Annotated in this window: 15 protein-coding genes and 1 pseudogene; 2 read left to right on the plus strand and 14 right to left on the minus strand. The window is 69.8% G+C overall.

The features are described from left to right. Position 1 precedes the first annotated feature (1 nt). The 8 genes from KAH28_RS08090 to petA form a co-directional block, all read right to left on the minus strand. Positions 2 to 1111: a glutathione S-transferase family protein gene (locus KAH28_RS08090; protein WP_290575483.1), complete on the minus strand. Its 1110-nt coding sequence runs from the start codon at positions 1109 to 1111 to the stop codon at positions 2 to 4. Further along, positions 1111 to 2898, minus strand: coding sequence for an acyl-CoA dehydrogenase (locus tag KAH28_RS08095; protein ID WP_290575485.1), 1788 nt, complete (start codon positions 2896 to 2898; stop codon positions 1111 to 1113). Before KAH28_RS08095 ends, KAH28_RS08090 begins: the two co-directional genes overlap by 1 nt. Positions 2899 to 2949: 51 nt before the next feature. Further along, positions 2950 to 4032 carry a hypothetical protein gene (locus KAH28_RS08100; RefSeq protein ID WP_290575487.1) on the minus strand — a complete coding sequence of 361 codons (1083 nt, stop codon included), beginning with the start codon at positions 4030 to 4032 and terminating at the stop codon, positions 2950 to 2952. 63 nt (positions 4033 to 4095) lie between these two features. Then, positions 4096 to 4485 carry a ClpXP protease specificity-enhancing factor SspB gene (locus KAH28_RS08105; protein ID WP_290575489.1) on the minus strand — a complete coding sequence of 130 codons (390 nt, stop codon included), beginning with the start codon at positions 4483 to 4485 and terminating at the stop codon, positions 4096 to 4098. A 16-nt stretch (positions 4486 to 4501) separates the two neighbouring features. Next, positions 4502 to 5167 carry a glutathione S-transferase N-terminal domain-containing protein gene (locus KAH28_RS08110; protein ID WP_290575491.1) on the minus strand — a complete coding sequence of 222 codons (666 nt, stop codon included), beginning with the start codon at positions 5165 to 5167 and terminating at the stop codon, positions 4502 to 4504. A 1-nt stretch (position 5168) separates the two neighbouring features. Then, positions 5169 to 5921, minus strand: coding sequence for a cytochrome c1 (locus tag KAH28_RS08115; protein ID WP_290575493.1), 753 nt, complete (start codon positions 5919 to 5921; stop codon positions 5169 to 5171). A 9-nt stretch (positions 5922 to 5930) separates the two neighbouring features. Then, positions 5931 to 7169, minus strand: coding sequence for a cytochrome bc complex cytochrome b subunit (locus KAH28_RS08120; RefSeq protein WP_290575495.1), 1239 nt, complete (start codon positions 7167 to 7169; stop codon positions 5931 to 5933). Beyond that, positions 7169 to 7762: a ubiquinol-cytochrome c reductase iron-sulfur subunit gene (petA, locus tag KAH28_RS08125; protein ID WP_290575497.1), complete on the minus strand. Its 594-nt coding sequence runs from the start codon at positions 7760 to 7762 to the stop codon at positions 7169 to 7171. Before petA ends, KAH28_RS08120 begins: the two co-directional genes overlap by 1 nt. A 227-nt stretch (positions 7763 to 7989) precedes the next feature. Between petA and KAH28_RS08130 the strand changes: the two genes are divergently transcribed. Continuing rightward, positions 7990 to 8763 (plus strand): ABC transporter substrate-binding protein, encoded by a 774-nt coding sequence (locus KAH28_RS08130; RefSeq protein WP_290575499.1) that lies wholly within the window; start codon positions 7990 to 7992, stop codon positions 8761 to 8763. On the opposite strand, the gene KAH28_RS08135 is transcribed toward KAH28_RS08130, so the two are convergent. The 4 genes from KAH28_RS08135 to trxA all read right to left on the minus strand — a co-directional run bounded on the left by KAH28_RS08135 (position 8760) and on the right by trxA (position 11818). Beyond that, positions 8760 to 9581, minus strand: a complete 822-nt coding sequence (locus KAH28_RS08135) for a UDP-2,3-diacylglucosamine diphosphatase (protein WP_290575501.1) — start codon at positions 9579 to 9581, stop codon at positions 8760 to 8762. The two genes, KAH28_RS08130 and KAH28_RS08135, sit on opposite strands and share 4 nt — an antisense overlap. 66 nt (positions 9582 to 9647) lie before the next feature. Continuing rightward, complete coding sequence (locus KAH28_RS08140) at positions 9648 to 10019, minus strand: TraR/DksA C4-type zinc finger protein (RefSeq protein ID WP_290575503.1); 372 nt, start codon at positions 10017 to 10019, stop codon at positions 9648 to 9650. Between the two features lie 52 nt (positions 10020 to 10071). Next, on the minus strand, positions 10072 to 11307 hold the full coding sequence (gene rho, locus KAH28_RS08145; RefSeq protein WP_366918151.1) for a transcription termination factor Rho: 1236 nt from the start codon (positions 11305 to 11307) through the stop codon (positions 10072 to 10074). A 184-nt stretch (positions 11308 to 11491) separates the two neighbouring features. After that, positions 11492 to 11818 carry a thioredoxin gene (gene trxA / locus KAH28_RS08150; protein WP_290575505.1) on the minus strand — a complete coding sequence of 109 codons (327 nt, stop codon included), beginning with the start codon at positions 11816 to 11818 and terminating at the stop codon, positions 11492 to 11494. Positions 11819 to 12210: 392 nt separating this feature from the next. Here trxA and KAH28_RS08155 point away from each other — a divergent pair, with 392 nt between their 5' ends. Next, on the plus strand, positions 12211 to 13539 hold the full coding sequence (locus KAH28_RS08155) for a DEAD/DEAH box helicase (protein WP_290575507.1): 1329 nt from the start codon (positions 12211 to 12213) through the stop codon (positions 13537 to 13539). 27 nt (positions 13540 to 13566) lie between these two features. Here KAH28_RS08155 and KAH28_RS08160 read toward each other — a convergent pair whose 3' ends face one another. Both KAH28_RS08160 and KAH28_RS08165 read right to left on the minus strand, forming a co-directional pair. After that, on the minus strand, positions 13567 to 14652 hold the full coding sequence (locus KAH28_RS08160; protein WP_290575509.1) for a hypothetical protein: 1086 nt from the start codon (positions 14650 to 14652) through the stop codon (positions 13567 to 13569). 64 nt (positions 14653 to 14716) lie between these two features. Next, positions 14717 to 15097, minus strand: a pseudogene (locus KAH28_RS08165) (hypothetical protein); the annotation flags it as partial.

Here is a 15097-nt window from a genome sequence, read left to right on the forward strand (position 1 = left end):
GCTAGTCGCCGGCGGGATAGAGCCGGTTCTCCCGTCGCGCGACACGGCGCGGCAGCGGCATCGCCATCGCGGCTTCGCCGCCGGCGCGCACCAGCAGGTCGTCGGCGGCCGCGCGCGCGGTGTGGCTCAGGCCGTGGTAGTAGTCCAGCGGGCGCTGCGCCATCCACAGCGCGTAGGGCATGACCGCCCGCTCGCCGTGGGCCTCGCCGATGCGGAAGGCATGCGTCCCGATGGTGCGGCGGATGCGCTCGCCGGGCTGCTTCGCGATCCACTCGGATACGCGCAGCGCGGTGTCGGCGAGCACCGGGAACTGTTCGTCGAACTGCCGGCGCAGGATGGGGATCAGCGTCTCCGGTACGGCGTCGTCGGGGAGCCAGTCACCGATCGGCGGCTCGGGTTCGTTCATGCGCTCGACCCAGGCCGCGACATGGGGCGCTATGCGACGCATCAGCCGCCCGGGCGCGGGGTCGCGGTAGAGATGAGCGTAGAGCGGCGCGATCAGGCCGAAGTCGCCGATGCTCGCGCGCCCGCCGAACAGGTAGGGATGTTCGGCGAAGTGCGCGTCGAGATCGCGCAGGAATCCTTCGTACCACTGCTCGATGGCGGGGATGGTGCGCTCATCGATCCCCAGGCCGGGAAGCATGCCGGCGAAGCGGCGCGCCAGCCGACCTCCGGCGAGCCGTCGCAGCGGCGCGGGCGCGCGCGGCAGCACGACGCGACCGAACTCGGCGAACAGGAAGCGGCGGTTCTCGGCCGGGAAGTTCCAGCGATAGTGCATCGCCGGGATCAGCAGCCACTCGTCGCCGTAGAGCTCGAGCAGCAGCGCGGCGAGGCGCTGGGCCGGCGTGTCCGGGTAGACCGGGCGCTCCGGGAAGCGCGACTCGAGGCGGTCGATGATGTCGGTGGTGTCCTGGATGAGCTCGCCTTCGGGCGTCTCCACCACCGGGATCATCGAGACCCCGGTCCCCGGCACGATGGTCCGGCGATAGACGCTCAGCGTCGACAGCACCTCGCGGAAGGGGATGCCCTTGTAGCGCAGGTAGGCGCGCGCCTTGCCCGTGTAGAGCGAGAACTCGGTGCCGTAGAGCGTGTAGCGATCGGGGGCGGGCATCAGAACCAGTTCTCCTGCATGGTGAGGCAAGTGTCCTCGCCGTCGGCCACCAGCGTGGCCCAGTGCCGGATGCGCGGCAGCTCGCGCCGGAAGAAGAAGCGTGCGGCCTGCCGCTTGCCGGCGTAGAAGGCTGCTTCGCCGTCGCCGGCCGGATCGGCCCGCGCCGCCAGCAGCGCCTGACGCAGCCAGACCCAGGCGATGACGACGTGCCCGAGCATGTCCAGGTAGGCGCCGGCGTTGGCGAGATAGGTCTCCGGCTCGCGCGCACGCTCGGCGGCGCGGCGTGTGGTGTCGACGACCAGCGCCACGGCATCGTCGAGCGCTCTCGCATGCGGCTGCAGGTCGTCGATCGCCGCCGCCTCGGCAGTGGTCGCGGCGATCTCGGCCAGCAGGACCTTGAGGGCGGCGCCCTCGCGCATGGTCACCTTGCGCCCCAGCAGATCGATGGCCTGGATGCCGTTGGTGCCTTCGTGGATCGGGTTCAGGCGGTTGTCGCGATAGAGCCGCTCGACCGGGTACTCGCGCGTGTAGCCATAGCCGCCGAGCACCTGGATGGCGAGCTTGTTGGCTTCCAGGCCGTACTCGGACGGCCAGGCCTTGGCAATGGGCGTGAGGATGTCGAGCAGCAGGCCGAGGCGGTCGCGCTCGCCGTCGTCTTCGGCGATCTCGCGCCGGTCGACCAGCGCCGCGCAGTACAGGCACAGCGCCAGCCCGCCCTCGACGTAGGCCTTCTGCGCCAGCAGCATCCGCCGCACGTCGGTGTGCCGGATGATGGGCACCGGCGGCGAGGCCGGATCGGCGCCGGGGGGCCGCCCCTGCGGTCGTTCGCGGGCGTACGCGAGGGCGTGCAGATAGCCGCTGTAGCCGAGTACCGAGGCGCCCATGCCGACGCCGATGCGGGCCTCGTTCATCATGTGGAACATGCCGGCCAGGCCCTTGCCCGGCTCGCCCACCAGGTAGCCGACGCAGTCGTCCTGCTCGCCGAAGTTGAGCACGGTGTTGACCGTGCCGCGATAGCCCATCTTGTGGTTGAGGCCCGCCAGCCGGACGCCGTTGCGGGCGCCGAGGGTTCCATCGTCGCCGACCAGGAACTTGGGCACGACGAACAGCGAGATGCCCCTGGTGCCGGCGGGCGCGCCGTCGATGCGCGCCAGCACCAGATGCACGATGTTCTCGGCCAGATCGTGCTCGCCGCCGGAGATCCACATCTTGCTGCCGCGGATGGCATGGCTGCCGTCGTCGCGCGGCACGGCACGGGTGCGGATGTCGCCGAGCGAGGATCCGGCCTGCGGCTCGGAGAGGCACATGGTCCCGAAGAAGCGGCCGGCGATCATCGGGCGCATGTAGCGCGCCTGCTGCTCGGGCGACCCGACGACGCGCAGCAGATTGGCAGCGGCGGCGGTCAGGAAGGGATACCCGGCAGTGCCGATGTTGGCCGCCGAGAAGAGCGCCGCCACCGACTGGCTGATGGTGTACGGAAGCTGCAGCCCGCCATCGGCTTCGGGAAAGGCCGCACCGAGAAAGCCGCCCTCGATGTAGCGGTCGAGTGCGGCCTTGACCTCGGGGATCAGGTGCACGCGGGTGCCGTCGAACTCGGGCTCGTGGGCGTCGAGCATGGCGGCGTGATCGGCGAAGGCTTCCACCGCCAGCGTCTCGGCGGCGTCGATGACGGCGTCGAAGGTGCTGCGGTCGTGCATCGCGAAGTGCGGGTGCGCGCACAGCGCCTCGACCTCGAGCCATTCATGCAGCAGGAAGTCGAGATCGCGCCGGCTCAACAGATGACTCATGGCTCCCCCGGGTCGTTGTCGTCCGGGCAGTGTACCGACGGTTGCGGGGCCTCAGACGACCGCGTCGCGCCGCCTGCCCGACCCGCGCAGCAGCAGCACGCCACGTCCCAGCTCGAACAGCAGCCAGCCCGCGACCAGCCCGATCAGCGGGGCGCCGAGACGGCGCAGCGCATCGGACAGCAGCGCTCCGGCGTTGCCCTTGTAGATTCCCTTGGTCAGCCCGATCAGCGGGTGCGGCCTGGCGAGCACGCGCGCGTTGCGCGCCACCAGCGCGATGCCGTCCGGCCCCTTGCGGGCGGCACGGTGCAGCCAGCGGCCGGCATCGGCGCCCCCGATGCGCAGGGCGCGCAGCGCGTCGGCACCGCCGGCCCACAGCACGTAGCCGCTGCGCCGTCCGACGCCGAAACGAGCGGCACGCGCGAGATCGCCGCGGTCGCGCACGTGGCGCAGGGTGCGCATGGCGGGGACCGTGCCACCGGCGCGCTGCAGGGTCGCGGCATCCCGCAGCATGCCCTGCACCGGCGCCGGATCGCGGCGCGTGACGGCGCGCCGCGAGGCGCGCACCAGCTGCCGTGCCAGCGTGCCGCCCAGCGCGCCGCTGCGCCGCGCCAGCTTGAGGACGGCGGTGCCGGCATCGGCGCCGGGCCATACGGTGAGGGCCAGCCCGGCTCCGGACAGGGCCACGATGACCGGGTCGACCGGCCGTCCGCGCAGACCGTCGGCGGAGGCCATCACCAGATCGCGCACATCGCCGAACACCAGGAGATCCGCCGTGACGGCGCCGACCAGCGCGGTGGTGCTGTCACCGCGCCCGGTCCACGCGCCCTGCGCCAGCTCGCCCGCGCGGTACTGCCAGCTGGCCCGTCGCGCACGGAGCCGCTCGCGCTGCGCCAGCAGTGCCGCGCGGTCCGCACCGTCGGCCTCGTGGAGGCCGGCGTCGATGACGAGGTCGGCCTCGTCCAGGCGGCCGTCGGCCATCAGCCTTTCAGCCTCCGCGGCATGGTCGTGGTCGGGCAGTGCCGCCAGCTCGGCAACCGCGCGCGTGGCCGGCCAGTCCTGCACCAGCACGAGCAGGAGAGCGGCGGCGCAGGCGATGCGAAGCGCTGAAGCGAGGATGCGGGAGGGCAGCGGCATGCGCCCAGTCTAGCCAGCCGCGCGCGGCGGTCGCCAGATGCCCCGCCCGACGGTTGCCGCGGCCTACTTGACGACGCGCAGGTGGGAACCGCGCGGCGGTTCCGGTTCCGGCGGGGGCGTATCGTCCGGATCGCTGTCGGATTCGACCTCGCCGAACACGATACCCTCGCCGCTCTCGCGGCCGAAGATCGCGAGGACCGCGCCCCAGGGAACGCGGCACTGAAAGGGGCGACCGCCGAACCGGGCGGAGAAGACGATGGCGGTTCCCGTCATGTCGAGACTCGATACCGCTCTCGGCCCGACGTTCAGGGTGATGCGACCGTCCTCGACGTGCTCGCCGGGCACTTCGCAGCCCTCGTAGTCCGCGGCCACCAGCAGATGCGGGGTCTGCGCATCGTCGCAGGCCCAGTCATAGATGGCGCGGATCAGATACGGACGTCGGGATCGGGCCATGACGGCAGCGGCCTCGTCAGGCGGCCAGGTTCCGTTCCACCGACGAGAGGCTGCGCTGGAACGCGCCGCGCGCGAACAGGCGGTCGGCATAGGCGCGCATCCCGTCGACCGAATCCAGGGCGATGCCGAGCGACGGCAGGCGCCACATCAGCGGCGCCCATGCGGTGTCCACGACCGTCATCTCGTTGCCCATGAAGAAGCCGCGCGCCGGGAACATGCGCGCCAGGCCGATGAGCTCCTCCTCCAGGGCCTTGCGCGCCTTCTGCGCGCCCTGCCCCGAGGCAAGACCGGCCTCGGCGAGGTCGTAGAGGTGCGTCGAGATGTGGTGCTGCACCATGCGCACGCGCGCCCGCGATGCCGGCTCGACCGGCAGCAGCGGCGGATGCGGGTAGCGCTCGTCGAGATACTCCACGACCAGGCGTGCCGGATAGAGCACCACCTCGCGGTCGGCCAGCGTCGGGAGCTCGCCGCGCGGGGACAGCGTCATCCAGTCCTCGTTGACGATGTCGCCCTTGATCCATTCGATGGCGACACCGTCGACATCCTTCTCGCACAGGATCAGGCGCGCCCAGTGGCTGCCGAGATGATCCTCGCCCGAGAACAGCAGCAAGCCGGCCCGGCGCGCGGCGAGCGCACTCGCCGGCGTGGGGCCGGTAACGCTCGCGGCGTTGCGTCCCGCCATGTCAGTGGACGTCCTTCCAGTATTCGCGCTTCATCAGGTAGGCCACGCCGAACAGCAGCAGCAGGTAGAACATGACCTTCCAGCCCAGTGCGATGCGGTCGGCCTTGCCCGGCTCGGCGGCGTAGGCGAGGAAATTGGTGAGGTCGGCCGTGAAGTCCTTGTACTCGGCGGGCGTCAGCTCGCCTTCCTCGACCAGCTCGAGGCCGTGATCGTCGCCGTGGCCGCCACCGTGACCGCCGTCGCCGTGGCCCTCCTCCTCGCGCTTCACCACCACGCCCTGCAGCTCGGCGAGCACGTGCGGCATGGCCGCACCGGCGAGCTGGAGGTTGTTGTAGCCGGTGGACTTGCCCTCGTCGACGTAGAAGGTGTTGAGGAAGCTGTACACCCAGTCGGCGCCGCGCGAGCGGGCGGTCAGGCTGAGGTCGGGCGGCTGCTGGCCGAACCAGTCCGCGGAGGTCGCCGGCATGGCCGAATCGACGTGGTCGTTGAGCGTCGCGTCACCGAAGATAAGGTTCTCCTCGACCACGGCCTCGGGAATGCCAAGGTCGCGCGCGATGCTGCTGTAGCGCAGGTACTTCAGCCCGTGACAGCCCGAGCAGTAGTTCATGAAGTTGCGCGCGCCGCGCTGCAGCGAGGGCTCATTGGTCAGGTCGACCGAATAGCTCAGCACCGCGCCACCACCGGCGGCGTGGAGATGCGGAGCGGCGAGGAGTGCGACGAGCGTCGTCAGCAGGGAAATTGTGATTCGTTTCATGACAGCAGCTCAGTCGGTCACGCGGTCCGGGACGGGCTTGGTGCGGTCCAGCTTCGAGTACCAAGGCATCAGCAGGAAGAAGGCGAAGTAGTAGATCGTGCCGATGCGCGCCAGCAGCGTGTACAGGTCGGAAGCGGGCTGCGTGCCGAGATACAGCATCATCACGAACACTGCCGCGAAGATCATGATGGCGACCTTCATGATCCAGCCCTTGTAGCGGATCGACTTGACCGGCGAGCGGTCGAGCCAGGGCAGCACGAACAGGATCAGGACCGCGCCGAACATGACAATGACGCCGCCGAGCTTGTCGGGAACCGCGCGGAGCATCGCGTAGAAGGCGCCGAAGTACCACACCGGCACGATGTGCTCGGGCGTCTTCAGCGGGTCGGCCGGCTCGAAGTTGGGCTTCTCGAGGAAGTAGCCGCCGCCTTCCGGCGCGAAGAACACCACGCCCAGGAAGACGAACAGGAAGGCCACGGTGCCGACGATGTCCTTGACGGTGTAGTACGGGTGGAACGGGATGCCGTCCACCGGCTTGCCGGAAGCGTCCTTGTTCTTCTTGATCTCGACGCCGTCGGGGTTGTTCGAGCCCACCTCGTGCAGCGCCATGATGTGCGCGACCACCAGGCCCACCAGCACGAAGGGCAGCGCGATCACGTGCAGCGAGAACAGGCGGTTGAGGGTGGCATCCGACGGGATGTAGTCGCCCTGGATCCAGATCACCAGATCGTTGCCGATCACCGGGATGGCGCCGAACAGCGAGATGATCACCTGCGCGCCCCAGTAGCTCATCTGCCCCCAGGGCAGCACGTAGCCGGCGAAGGCCTCGGCCATCAGCACGAGATAGATCAGGCAGCCGAAGATCCAGATGAGCTCGCGCGGCTTGCGGTAGGAACCGTAGAGCAGCCCGCGGAACATGTGGAGATAGACCACGATGAAGAACGCCGAGGCGCCGGTCGAGTGCAGATAGCGGATGACGTTGCCCCATGGCACGTCGCGCATGATGTACTCGACGCTCGCGAAGGCTTCCTCCGCGCTCGGCGTGTAGTGCATCGTCAGGAAGATGCCGGTGAGCAGCTGGTTGACCAGCACCAGCAGCGCCAGCGACCCGAAGTAGTACCAGAAGTTGAAGTTCTTCGGCGCGTAGTACTCGCCGACATGGTCCTTCCAGAGCTTGGTCAGCGGGAAGCGGTCGTCGATCCAGCCGAGGAAGCCGGTCGTGTTGTGGGGATTCGGGGTGATGGCCATTACGCGGTTTCCTTGTCCTCACCGATCAGGATTTCCGTCTCCGACACGTAGCGGTGCGGCGGGACAGGGAGATTCAGCGGCGCCGGCACGCCCTGGAAGACGCGTCCGGCCAGGTCGAACTTCGACCCGTGGCAGGGACAGAAGAAGCCGCCCACCCAGTTGGCGCCGAGGTCGGCCGGCGCCTTCTCGGGCCGGAACTTGGGCGAGCAGCCGAGATGCGTGCAGCTGCCGACGATGACCAGGAACTCCGGCTTGATCGAGCGCTCCTGATTCTGGGCGTAGTCGGGCTGCTGCGGCTGCTGCGATTCCGGATCGCGCAGGCGGTCGGTGACTTGGCCGAGCGTGTTCAGCATTTCCGGGGTGCGGCTCACCACCCACACCGGCTTGCCGCGCCAGGCGGTGGTCACCATCTGCCCCGGCTCCATGTTGCCGATGGTTACCGAAACCGGAGCGCCGAGCGCCTTGGCGCGCTCACTGGGGGCCATCGATGCCAGGAAGGGCACCGCGGCCGCCGCGGCGCCACCCGCTCCCACCACGCCGGTGGCAATGGTGAGGAAGCGACGCCTCTTGGTATTGACACCTTCGTTACTCATTCGCCTCGATCCTGTTTTGGTCGCTGAGGGCCGCGATGTGCGCGCGCCGATCGCGTGCCTCCATAGCCGGCCCGCATCCGGTGCAGCCGGGGCGGCACCATCAGGAGCGGCAGGGACTGCCCCGAAGAGGCGCAATTATAGCCCGGTTGTTTTGGGGAACGCCCCGCGCGACGCATCGCGTCCGACTCGCACTGGCCGCGCCCGGCCGGCGCTGGCAGCATGCGGGCATGCGCATCGTTTCGCACACCGCATCGAACACCGAGATCGTCTGCGCCCTGGGCATGGGCGCGGCCCTGGTGGGCATCGATGCCGATTCCGACCACCCGCCCGATATCGTCGAGCCGCTGCCCAAGCTCGGACGCGACCTGCAGTTCGATACCGGTGCCGTCGCGGCGCTCGAGCCCGACGTCGTGCTGAGCTCGCTGACCGTGCCCGGACACGAGACGGTGGTGGCGGGCCTGCGCACGCTCGGTGTTCCGGTCCATGTCGCCGATCCGGTCAGCCTGGCGGACGTGTTCGCCGACATCCGCACCATCGCCGGACTGCTCGGCGTGCCGGAACGCGGCGAGGCGCTGGTCGCCGACATGACGGCCGCGATGCCGGACCGCACCGATCCGGACGGCCCGCGCATCGCCGTCGAGTGGTGGCCGAAGCCGGTGATCGTCGCCGCCGGGCGGAGCTGGGTCTCGGACGTGGTCGCACGCGCCGGCGGGCGCAACCCCTGGGCGGACAGCGACGAGAAGAGCGTGACCGTCGAACCGGCGGCGGCGGAGCGCTGCGCGCCGGACATCGTGGTGATGAGCTGGTGCGGCGTGGCCGAGGCCAACTATCGCGCCGACAAGGTGCTCGAACGGCCCGGCTGGGCGTCGGTACCGGCGATCGCCGCCGGACGCGTGCATGCGATCACCGAAGCCCATCTCGGCCGGCCCGGCCCGCGCCTCGTGGACGGCTATCGCCGCATCGCCGAGCTGGTGCGCTCGGTTGCGGCGACCCCGCGCTAGACGGTCTCGACCTCGCGCAGCGGCTCCACGGCGGCGTTGCGGGGCGGCACCTGGTTGAGCTGGTCGAAATCGACCCAGCGGATGATCTCGATGGTGCCGTCGTAGCGCTCGGCGAGTGCCGTGCAGGATTCCACCCAGTCGCCGCAGTTCATGTACGAGACACCGTCGATGTCGCGCATCTCGGCGTGGTGGATGTGGCCGCAGACCACGCCGTCCAGGCCGCGGCGGCGGCACTCGTGGGCCACCGATTCCTCGAAGTCGGAGACGATGTTGACCGCCGACTTGACGCGGTGCTTGGCGTAGGCCGACAGCGACCAGTAGGGCATGCCGAGACGGCGCCGCAGCCGGTTGAAGTGCCGGTTGAAGCGCATGGCGTTCTCGTAGAGCGTGTCGCCCGCGATGGCGATCCACTTGTGATAGCGCGTGATGACGTCGAAGGCGTCGCCGTGCAGCACCAGCAGGCGTCGGCCGTCGGCGGTGACGTGCACGTGCTCGTTGACCACGTGGATATTGCCCATGCTGAGCCCGAAGCCGACGAAGCGGCGCAGGAACTCGTCATGGTTGCCGGTGATGTAGTAGACCTTGGCGCCGCGCTTGGCCTTGGTCAGCACCTTGCGGATGACGTTGGTGTGCTCCTGCGGCCAGTACCAGCCGCCGGTGAGCTTCCAGCCGTCGATGATGTCACCGACCAGGTAGAGGGTCTCGCACTGGTTGGCCTTGAGGAAGTCGACCAGATGCTCCGCCTTGCAGCCGGGCGTACCCAGATGCACGTCGGAAACCCAGATCGTCCGGTAGCGTGTGGCTGTCTGCTCCGTCATGCGCGCAGCCTAGGTCGTTGGGGCGACCACAACATGACAGCACGATGACGATTTTGTTGCAGTGATCTACCGCCCGGACGCGCCCTCGCTGGCGGACTGGCAGCGCACGCAGCGCTCGGCCTCGGGCTGGCGCTGCAGGCGGGCCGGCGCGATGGGGTCGTCGCACTCCGTGCAGCGCCCGTAGTCGCCGCTGGCGACGCGCGCGAGCGCCGCCCGCACGGCGGCCAGACGCTGGCGGAGCACTCGTTGCCCGGCCTGCGCCATCGCCTGCTGCTGGAGGGCGTCACCGCGCGAGACGCGACCCACACGCGACTGGTCCAGGGCTACCGGATCGGCGGCGTCGGCACCGGCGCTCAGCGCTTCGAGCAGCTCGCCCTCCAGCTCGCGAAGCCGCACGGCGAGCGCCGTCGCTTCGTCGGCATCCGGTTCCTCGCTCATGCTCCGTTCCGCGGTGGCGGGGCCGGACGGTGCCGGCCCGCACCGGAAAGCGCTAGTTGCGCTTCATCGCGTCGAAGAACTGGGCGTTGGTCTTGGTCTGCTTCATGCGGTCGAAGAGCAGCTCCATGGCCGCGATCTCGTCCATGTCGTGCAGTGCCTTGCGCAGCAGCCAGATCTTCTGGAGGTCGCCCGGATCGATCATCAGCTCCTCGCGGCGGGTGCCGGAGCGGTTGATGTTGAGCGCCGGGTAGACCCGCTTCTCGGCCAGACGGCGCTCGAGATGGATCTCCATGTTGCCGGTGCCCTTGAACTCCTCGTAGATGACCTCGTCCATCTTGGAGCCGGTCTCGACCAGGGCGGTGGCGATGATGGTCAGGCTGCCGCCTTCCTCGACGTTGCGCGCGGCACCGAAGAAGCGCTTGGGCTTCTGCAGCGCGTTGGCGTCGACACCACCGGTGAGCACCTTGCCGGAGCTCGGCGCCACGGTGTTGTAGGCGCGCGCCAGACGGGTGATCGAGTCCAGCAGGATGACGACATCGCGCTTCTGCTCGACCAGGCGCTTGGCCTTCTCCAGCACCATCTCGGCGACCTGGCAGTGGCGCGCCGGAGCCTCGTCGAAGGTCGACGCCACCACCTCGCCGCGCACCGTGCGCTGCATGTCGGTGACCTCCTCGGGGCGCTCGTCGATGAGCAGCACGATGAGGTAGACGTCCGGGTAGTTCGCCATCAGCGACTGCGCGACGTTCTGCAGCAGCATGGTCTTGCCGGCCTTGGGCGGCGAGACGATGAGACCGCGCTGCCCCTTGCCGCAGGGCGAGATCAGGTCGAGGATGCGCGCCGTGATGTCCTCGGTGGTCCCGTTGCCGCGCTCCATGGTGAAGCGCTCGTCCGGGAACAGCGGGGTCAGGTTCTCGAAGTTGACCTTGCGGCGCGTCTTCTCGGGCGCCTCGAAGTTGACCTCGTTGACCTTGAGCAGCGCGAAGTAGCGCTCGTTCTCCTTGGGCGCCCGCACGCGGCCGGTGACGGTGTCACCGGTGCGCAGACCGAAGCGGCGCACCTGACTGGCCGATACGTAGACGTCGTCGGGACCGGCCAGATAGGACGCGTCCGGCGAGCGCAGGAAGCCGTAGCCCTCCTGCATGAGCTCGAGCACGCCGGTGTCGTGGATCTGCGCGCCGCGGGCACCGGCCGCGCGCACCAGCGCGGTGATGAGCTCGGGCTTGCGCGACCGCGAGACGTTCTCGATGCCCTGGGCGGTCGCCATCTCCATCAGGGCGGTCGCGGTCATCGCCTTGAGGTCGGCGATGCTGACGCTTTCGCCGTTCTCGCCGTCGGCATCCGGCTCGTTCGCCGCCGCCGCGATCTCGGCTTCCAGCTCCTCGTCGGATGGCAGGCCCGCGATCGGGGCGCCGCCGCTGTTGGGATTCTTGCGCGGCCGCCGACGCGGACGGGAGCGCTTCGGGCCGGGTTGGTTAGATGTGTTGCTCAACGAAAGCCGCCAGTTGTGCCTTGCCCACGGCGCCGGTCTGCGTCGCAGCCGCTTCACCGTTCTTGAAGAGGATGAGAGTCGGAATGCCGCGCACCGAGAAGCGCTGCGCGATTTCCTGGTTCTCGTCGACATTGAGCTTGACGATCTTGAGATCGTCCTGCTTCTCGCCGGCCAGCTGCTCGAGCACCGGCGCGATCATGCGGCACGGGCCGCACCACTCCGCCCAGAAATCGACCAGGACGGGCTTGTCCGCCTGAAGCACTTCGCTATCGAAGCTGTCCGCCGACACGGACGTGACGTTTTCGCTCATGGCTTGAATGCTCCTCTTGGGAAGGAATGAAATGAGCATGAAGACCGCAGCGCGAATGCGCACCGGACGCCGGTGGCGATCGAGACAAAGCGTGCGGTAGGGAACGGGCTACTACGGTGCGTACAGCCGGCCCGGCGGGCCGTGTGGGTAGCCGTACGTGCATTGAATCTGAGCCCGCCGGGTTTTGCAAGCCCTGTCTGCGCCTGCAGACGCCGGCGATGGCTGCGGAGTATCCTTGCGATAGAAGCAACCGATTCATCCGTACACGGAAGCGCCGCTGCGGCAGCGCGCGGCGGGTGCACAACGGCGCGGGCAGCGCGCTCCGGCCGGCAGGCTCCCCCGCGGCGCGTCGTCGGCACCTCCATCAACCGGGCGCAACCGCGCCGGAGCCTATGTCCCAATCCGAAAGCGACGGGAACCTCCCCTTCGCAGACTTGCCGCTGATCGACACGCTGCAGACGAACCTGTCGGCGCTCGGCTTCACCCGCTGCACGCCCATCCAGGCGAAGGCGCTGCCGCTGGCGCTGGAAGGACGCGACATCGCGGGGCAGGCGCAGACCGGGACGGGCAAGACCGTCGCCTTCCTGCTGGCCACGCTCGACCACCTGCTGCGCACCGAGCCCACCGGCCCCGACGGTCAGCCGCGCGCCGTGATCCTGGCGCCGACGCGCGAGCTGGTGATCCAGATCCACAAGGACGCCGAGCCGCTGGCGCGCGACACCGGCATGCGCCTCGGCCTGGTCTACGGCGGTACCGGGTACGAGACCCAGCGCGAGCAGGTCGCGTCCGGCGTCGACATCCTCATCGGCACGCCCGGCCGGCTGATCGACTACTTCAAGCAGAAGGTCTTCACGCTCAAGCACGTGCAGGTCGCCGTGCTCGACGAGGCCGACCGCATGTTCGACCTCGGCTTCATCAGCGACATCCGCTACATCCTGCGCCGCTGCCCCGACGCCGACCAGCGCCGCAACTACCTGTTCTCCGCGACGCTGTCGCACCGCGTGCTCGAGCTCGCCTACGAGCACATGAACAACCCCACCCGGGTCGAGATCGAGCCCGAGCAGGTCACGGCCGACAAGGTCCGCCAGTCACTGGTCCACGTCGCCAACGAGGACAAGCTGCCCATGCTGGTCGGCGTGCTGCGCCACACCGGCGCCACCCGCACGATGATCTTCGTCAACACCAAGCGTGCCGCCGACCTGATCGAGCGCACGCTGCGCGGCAACGACATCGAGGCGCGCACGCTCTCCGGCGACGTACCGCAGAAGAAGCGCGAGAAGCTGCTCGACAACTTCCGTAAGGGCGAGCTGCCGGTACTGGTGGCGACCGATGTCGCGGCGCGCGGCCTGCACATCGAGGGCGTCACCCACGTCGTCAACTACGACCTGCCCCAGGACCCCGAGGACTACGTCCACCGCATCGGCCGCACCGCGCGCGCCGGTGCCGAGGGCGACGCCATCTCGCTGTGCTGCGAGACCTGGGTCTATTCACTGCCCGAGATCGAGGCCTACGCCGGCATCAAGATCCCGCAGCTCCCCGACGCCGACAGCTGGATGGCGCGCGACCTCAAGCCGGCGCTCCCGCGCCCGCCGCGCAGCGACGATCAGCGCTCGCAGGGCGGGCGGCGCCGACGCGGCGGCGGCGGTGGTGGTGGTGGTGGTGGCGGCGGTGGTCGCGGCAGCCGGCGGCGCGGCAACCAGGGACGCCCCTCGTCCTCCTGAGCGCGCGTCCGCGCGGCTTGCCGCGACTCAGGCGCGCAGCAGGTGCGGCGCGCCCCCTGCCGGGGCTTCCAGCAGCGCCGACTCGACCCGCTCGATCAGGCCGGCGGCATCGGCAGCGCCGCCTTCCGCGACCGCGCCGCCGATGCGCGGCACCATCAGGCCATCGTCACTGCAGCGCGCAACCAGCCGCTGGCAGAAGGCTTCTGCCGCCTCGGCATCGGCGGCGGGCAGGAGCACCGCGATGAGACCCGGGGCGTAGCGCGCCGGCGTGTCGGAGCCGATCCGCAGACTGCGCAGCAGGAACCCGGCATAGGCGCGCTCGCGCTCGGCCTCGCTGGCGGCGTCGCGGCTCTCGCGGAAGTCCATCAGCAGCAGGGTCGCGGCGCTGCCCTGGCGGTGCGCCCGACGCAGCTCGCGCTGCAGGCGGTCGCGCAGGAAGGCGGCGCGGAACAGGCCGGTGTCCGGATCGACGCGCCGCGCCGGATGATGCGGCGACGCGACCGGATACATCCAGCGACGCGCCCACAGCGCTGTTGCCACTGCCAGGGCGACGACGGTCAGCCGGATCAGATCCGCCAGCCAGCCGGTCGAATCGAGGGCGGCGGCGAGCGCGCCCTGCGGGTGGATCAGGGCGGCATCGGCGAGCGTCACCACCAGGCCGTGCCCGACCGCGATACAGGCGGCCAGCACCCAGCCCGCGCGGCCCGGCAGAACGATCAGCGCCGCCGCCAGCAGCACCGGTGGCAGCGCCGACAGTGGACCGTCGAGACCACCGCTGGCGTGGAAGAGGAAGACGATGTGCAGCCCCAGCCAACCCAGCACCAGCGCCAGCAGCCATGACACCCGGTACTCGGCGTCGCGCGGAACGCGCTCGAACCAGTCGCGGTACGCCAGCAGCGCCGTCAGCACGAGCGTGTTGACGGCGAACACCGCCAGCAGCGCGTTGTAGGTCACCGAGAAGCCCGCGGTCGTCGGCCAGGCAACCGCCGGATCCAGCCGCAGCGCCAGCTCGACACCACCCATGCCGAGCAGCAGGCACCACGCCATCACCACGAGACCGCGCAGCAGGGCGAGGCGGTCCTCCAGCAGCAGCCGCGGCAGGGAAGGCGTCATGGCCGCCACGCCATCCACTCCGGTCTGCCGGCGCATCGCTCCGGCCTGTGTCCGATCCCTCGCATCAGCGTCTCCCCGGCAGCCAGTCCAGCCACCACGGCCACTCGTCGTCATCGTCATCGTCTCCGGTGCCGCCGCCCTGCCCCTGACCCTGACCCTGACCCTGGCCCTGGCCGCTACCGCGACCGGGGCCACCGGCACCGTTACCGGAACCACTGCCACTGCCCGCGCCGTTACCGTTACCCCCGCCGTTCCCGTTCCCGGGGCCGTTGCCGGCACCGGCGCCGTTACCCCCGCTGTTACCCGATCCATTGCCCGCCGATCCCGATCCGGCGCCGGGGCCGTTTCCGTTGCCGGAGCCACCCGATCCGCCGCCGCTGCTACCACTGCCGGCGCCACCGCTTCCGCTGCCGCCCGATCCACCGCCGCCGCTGCCACCGCCGGC

The sequence above is a fragment of the Algiphilus sp. genome (assembly GCF_023145115.1).
In the GTDB taxonomy this organism is placed as follows: domain Bacteria; phylum Pseudomonadota; class Gammaproteobacteria; order Nevskiales; family Nevskiaceae; genus Algiphilus.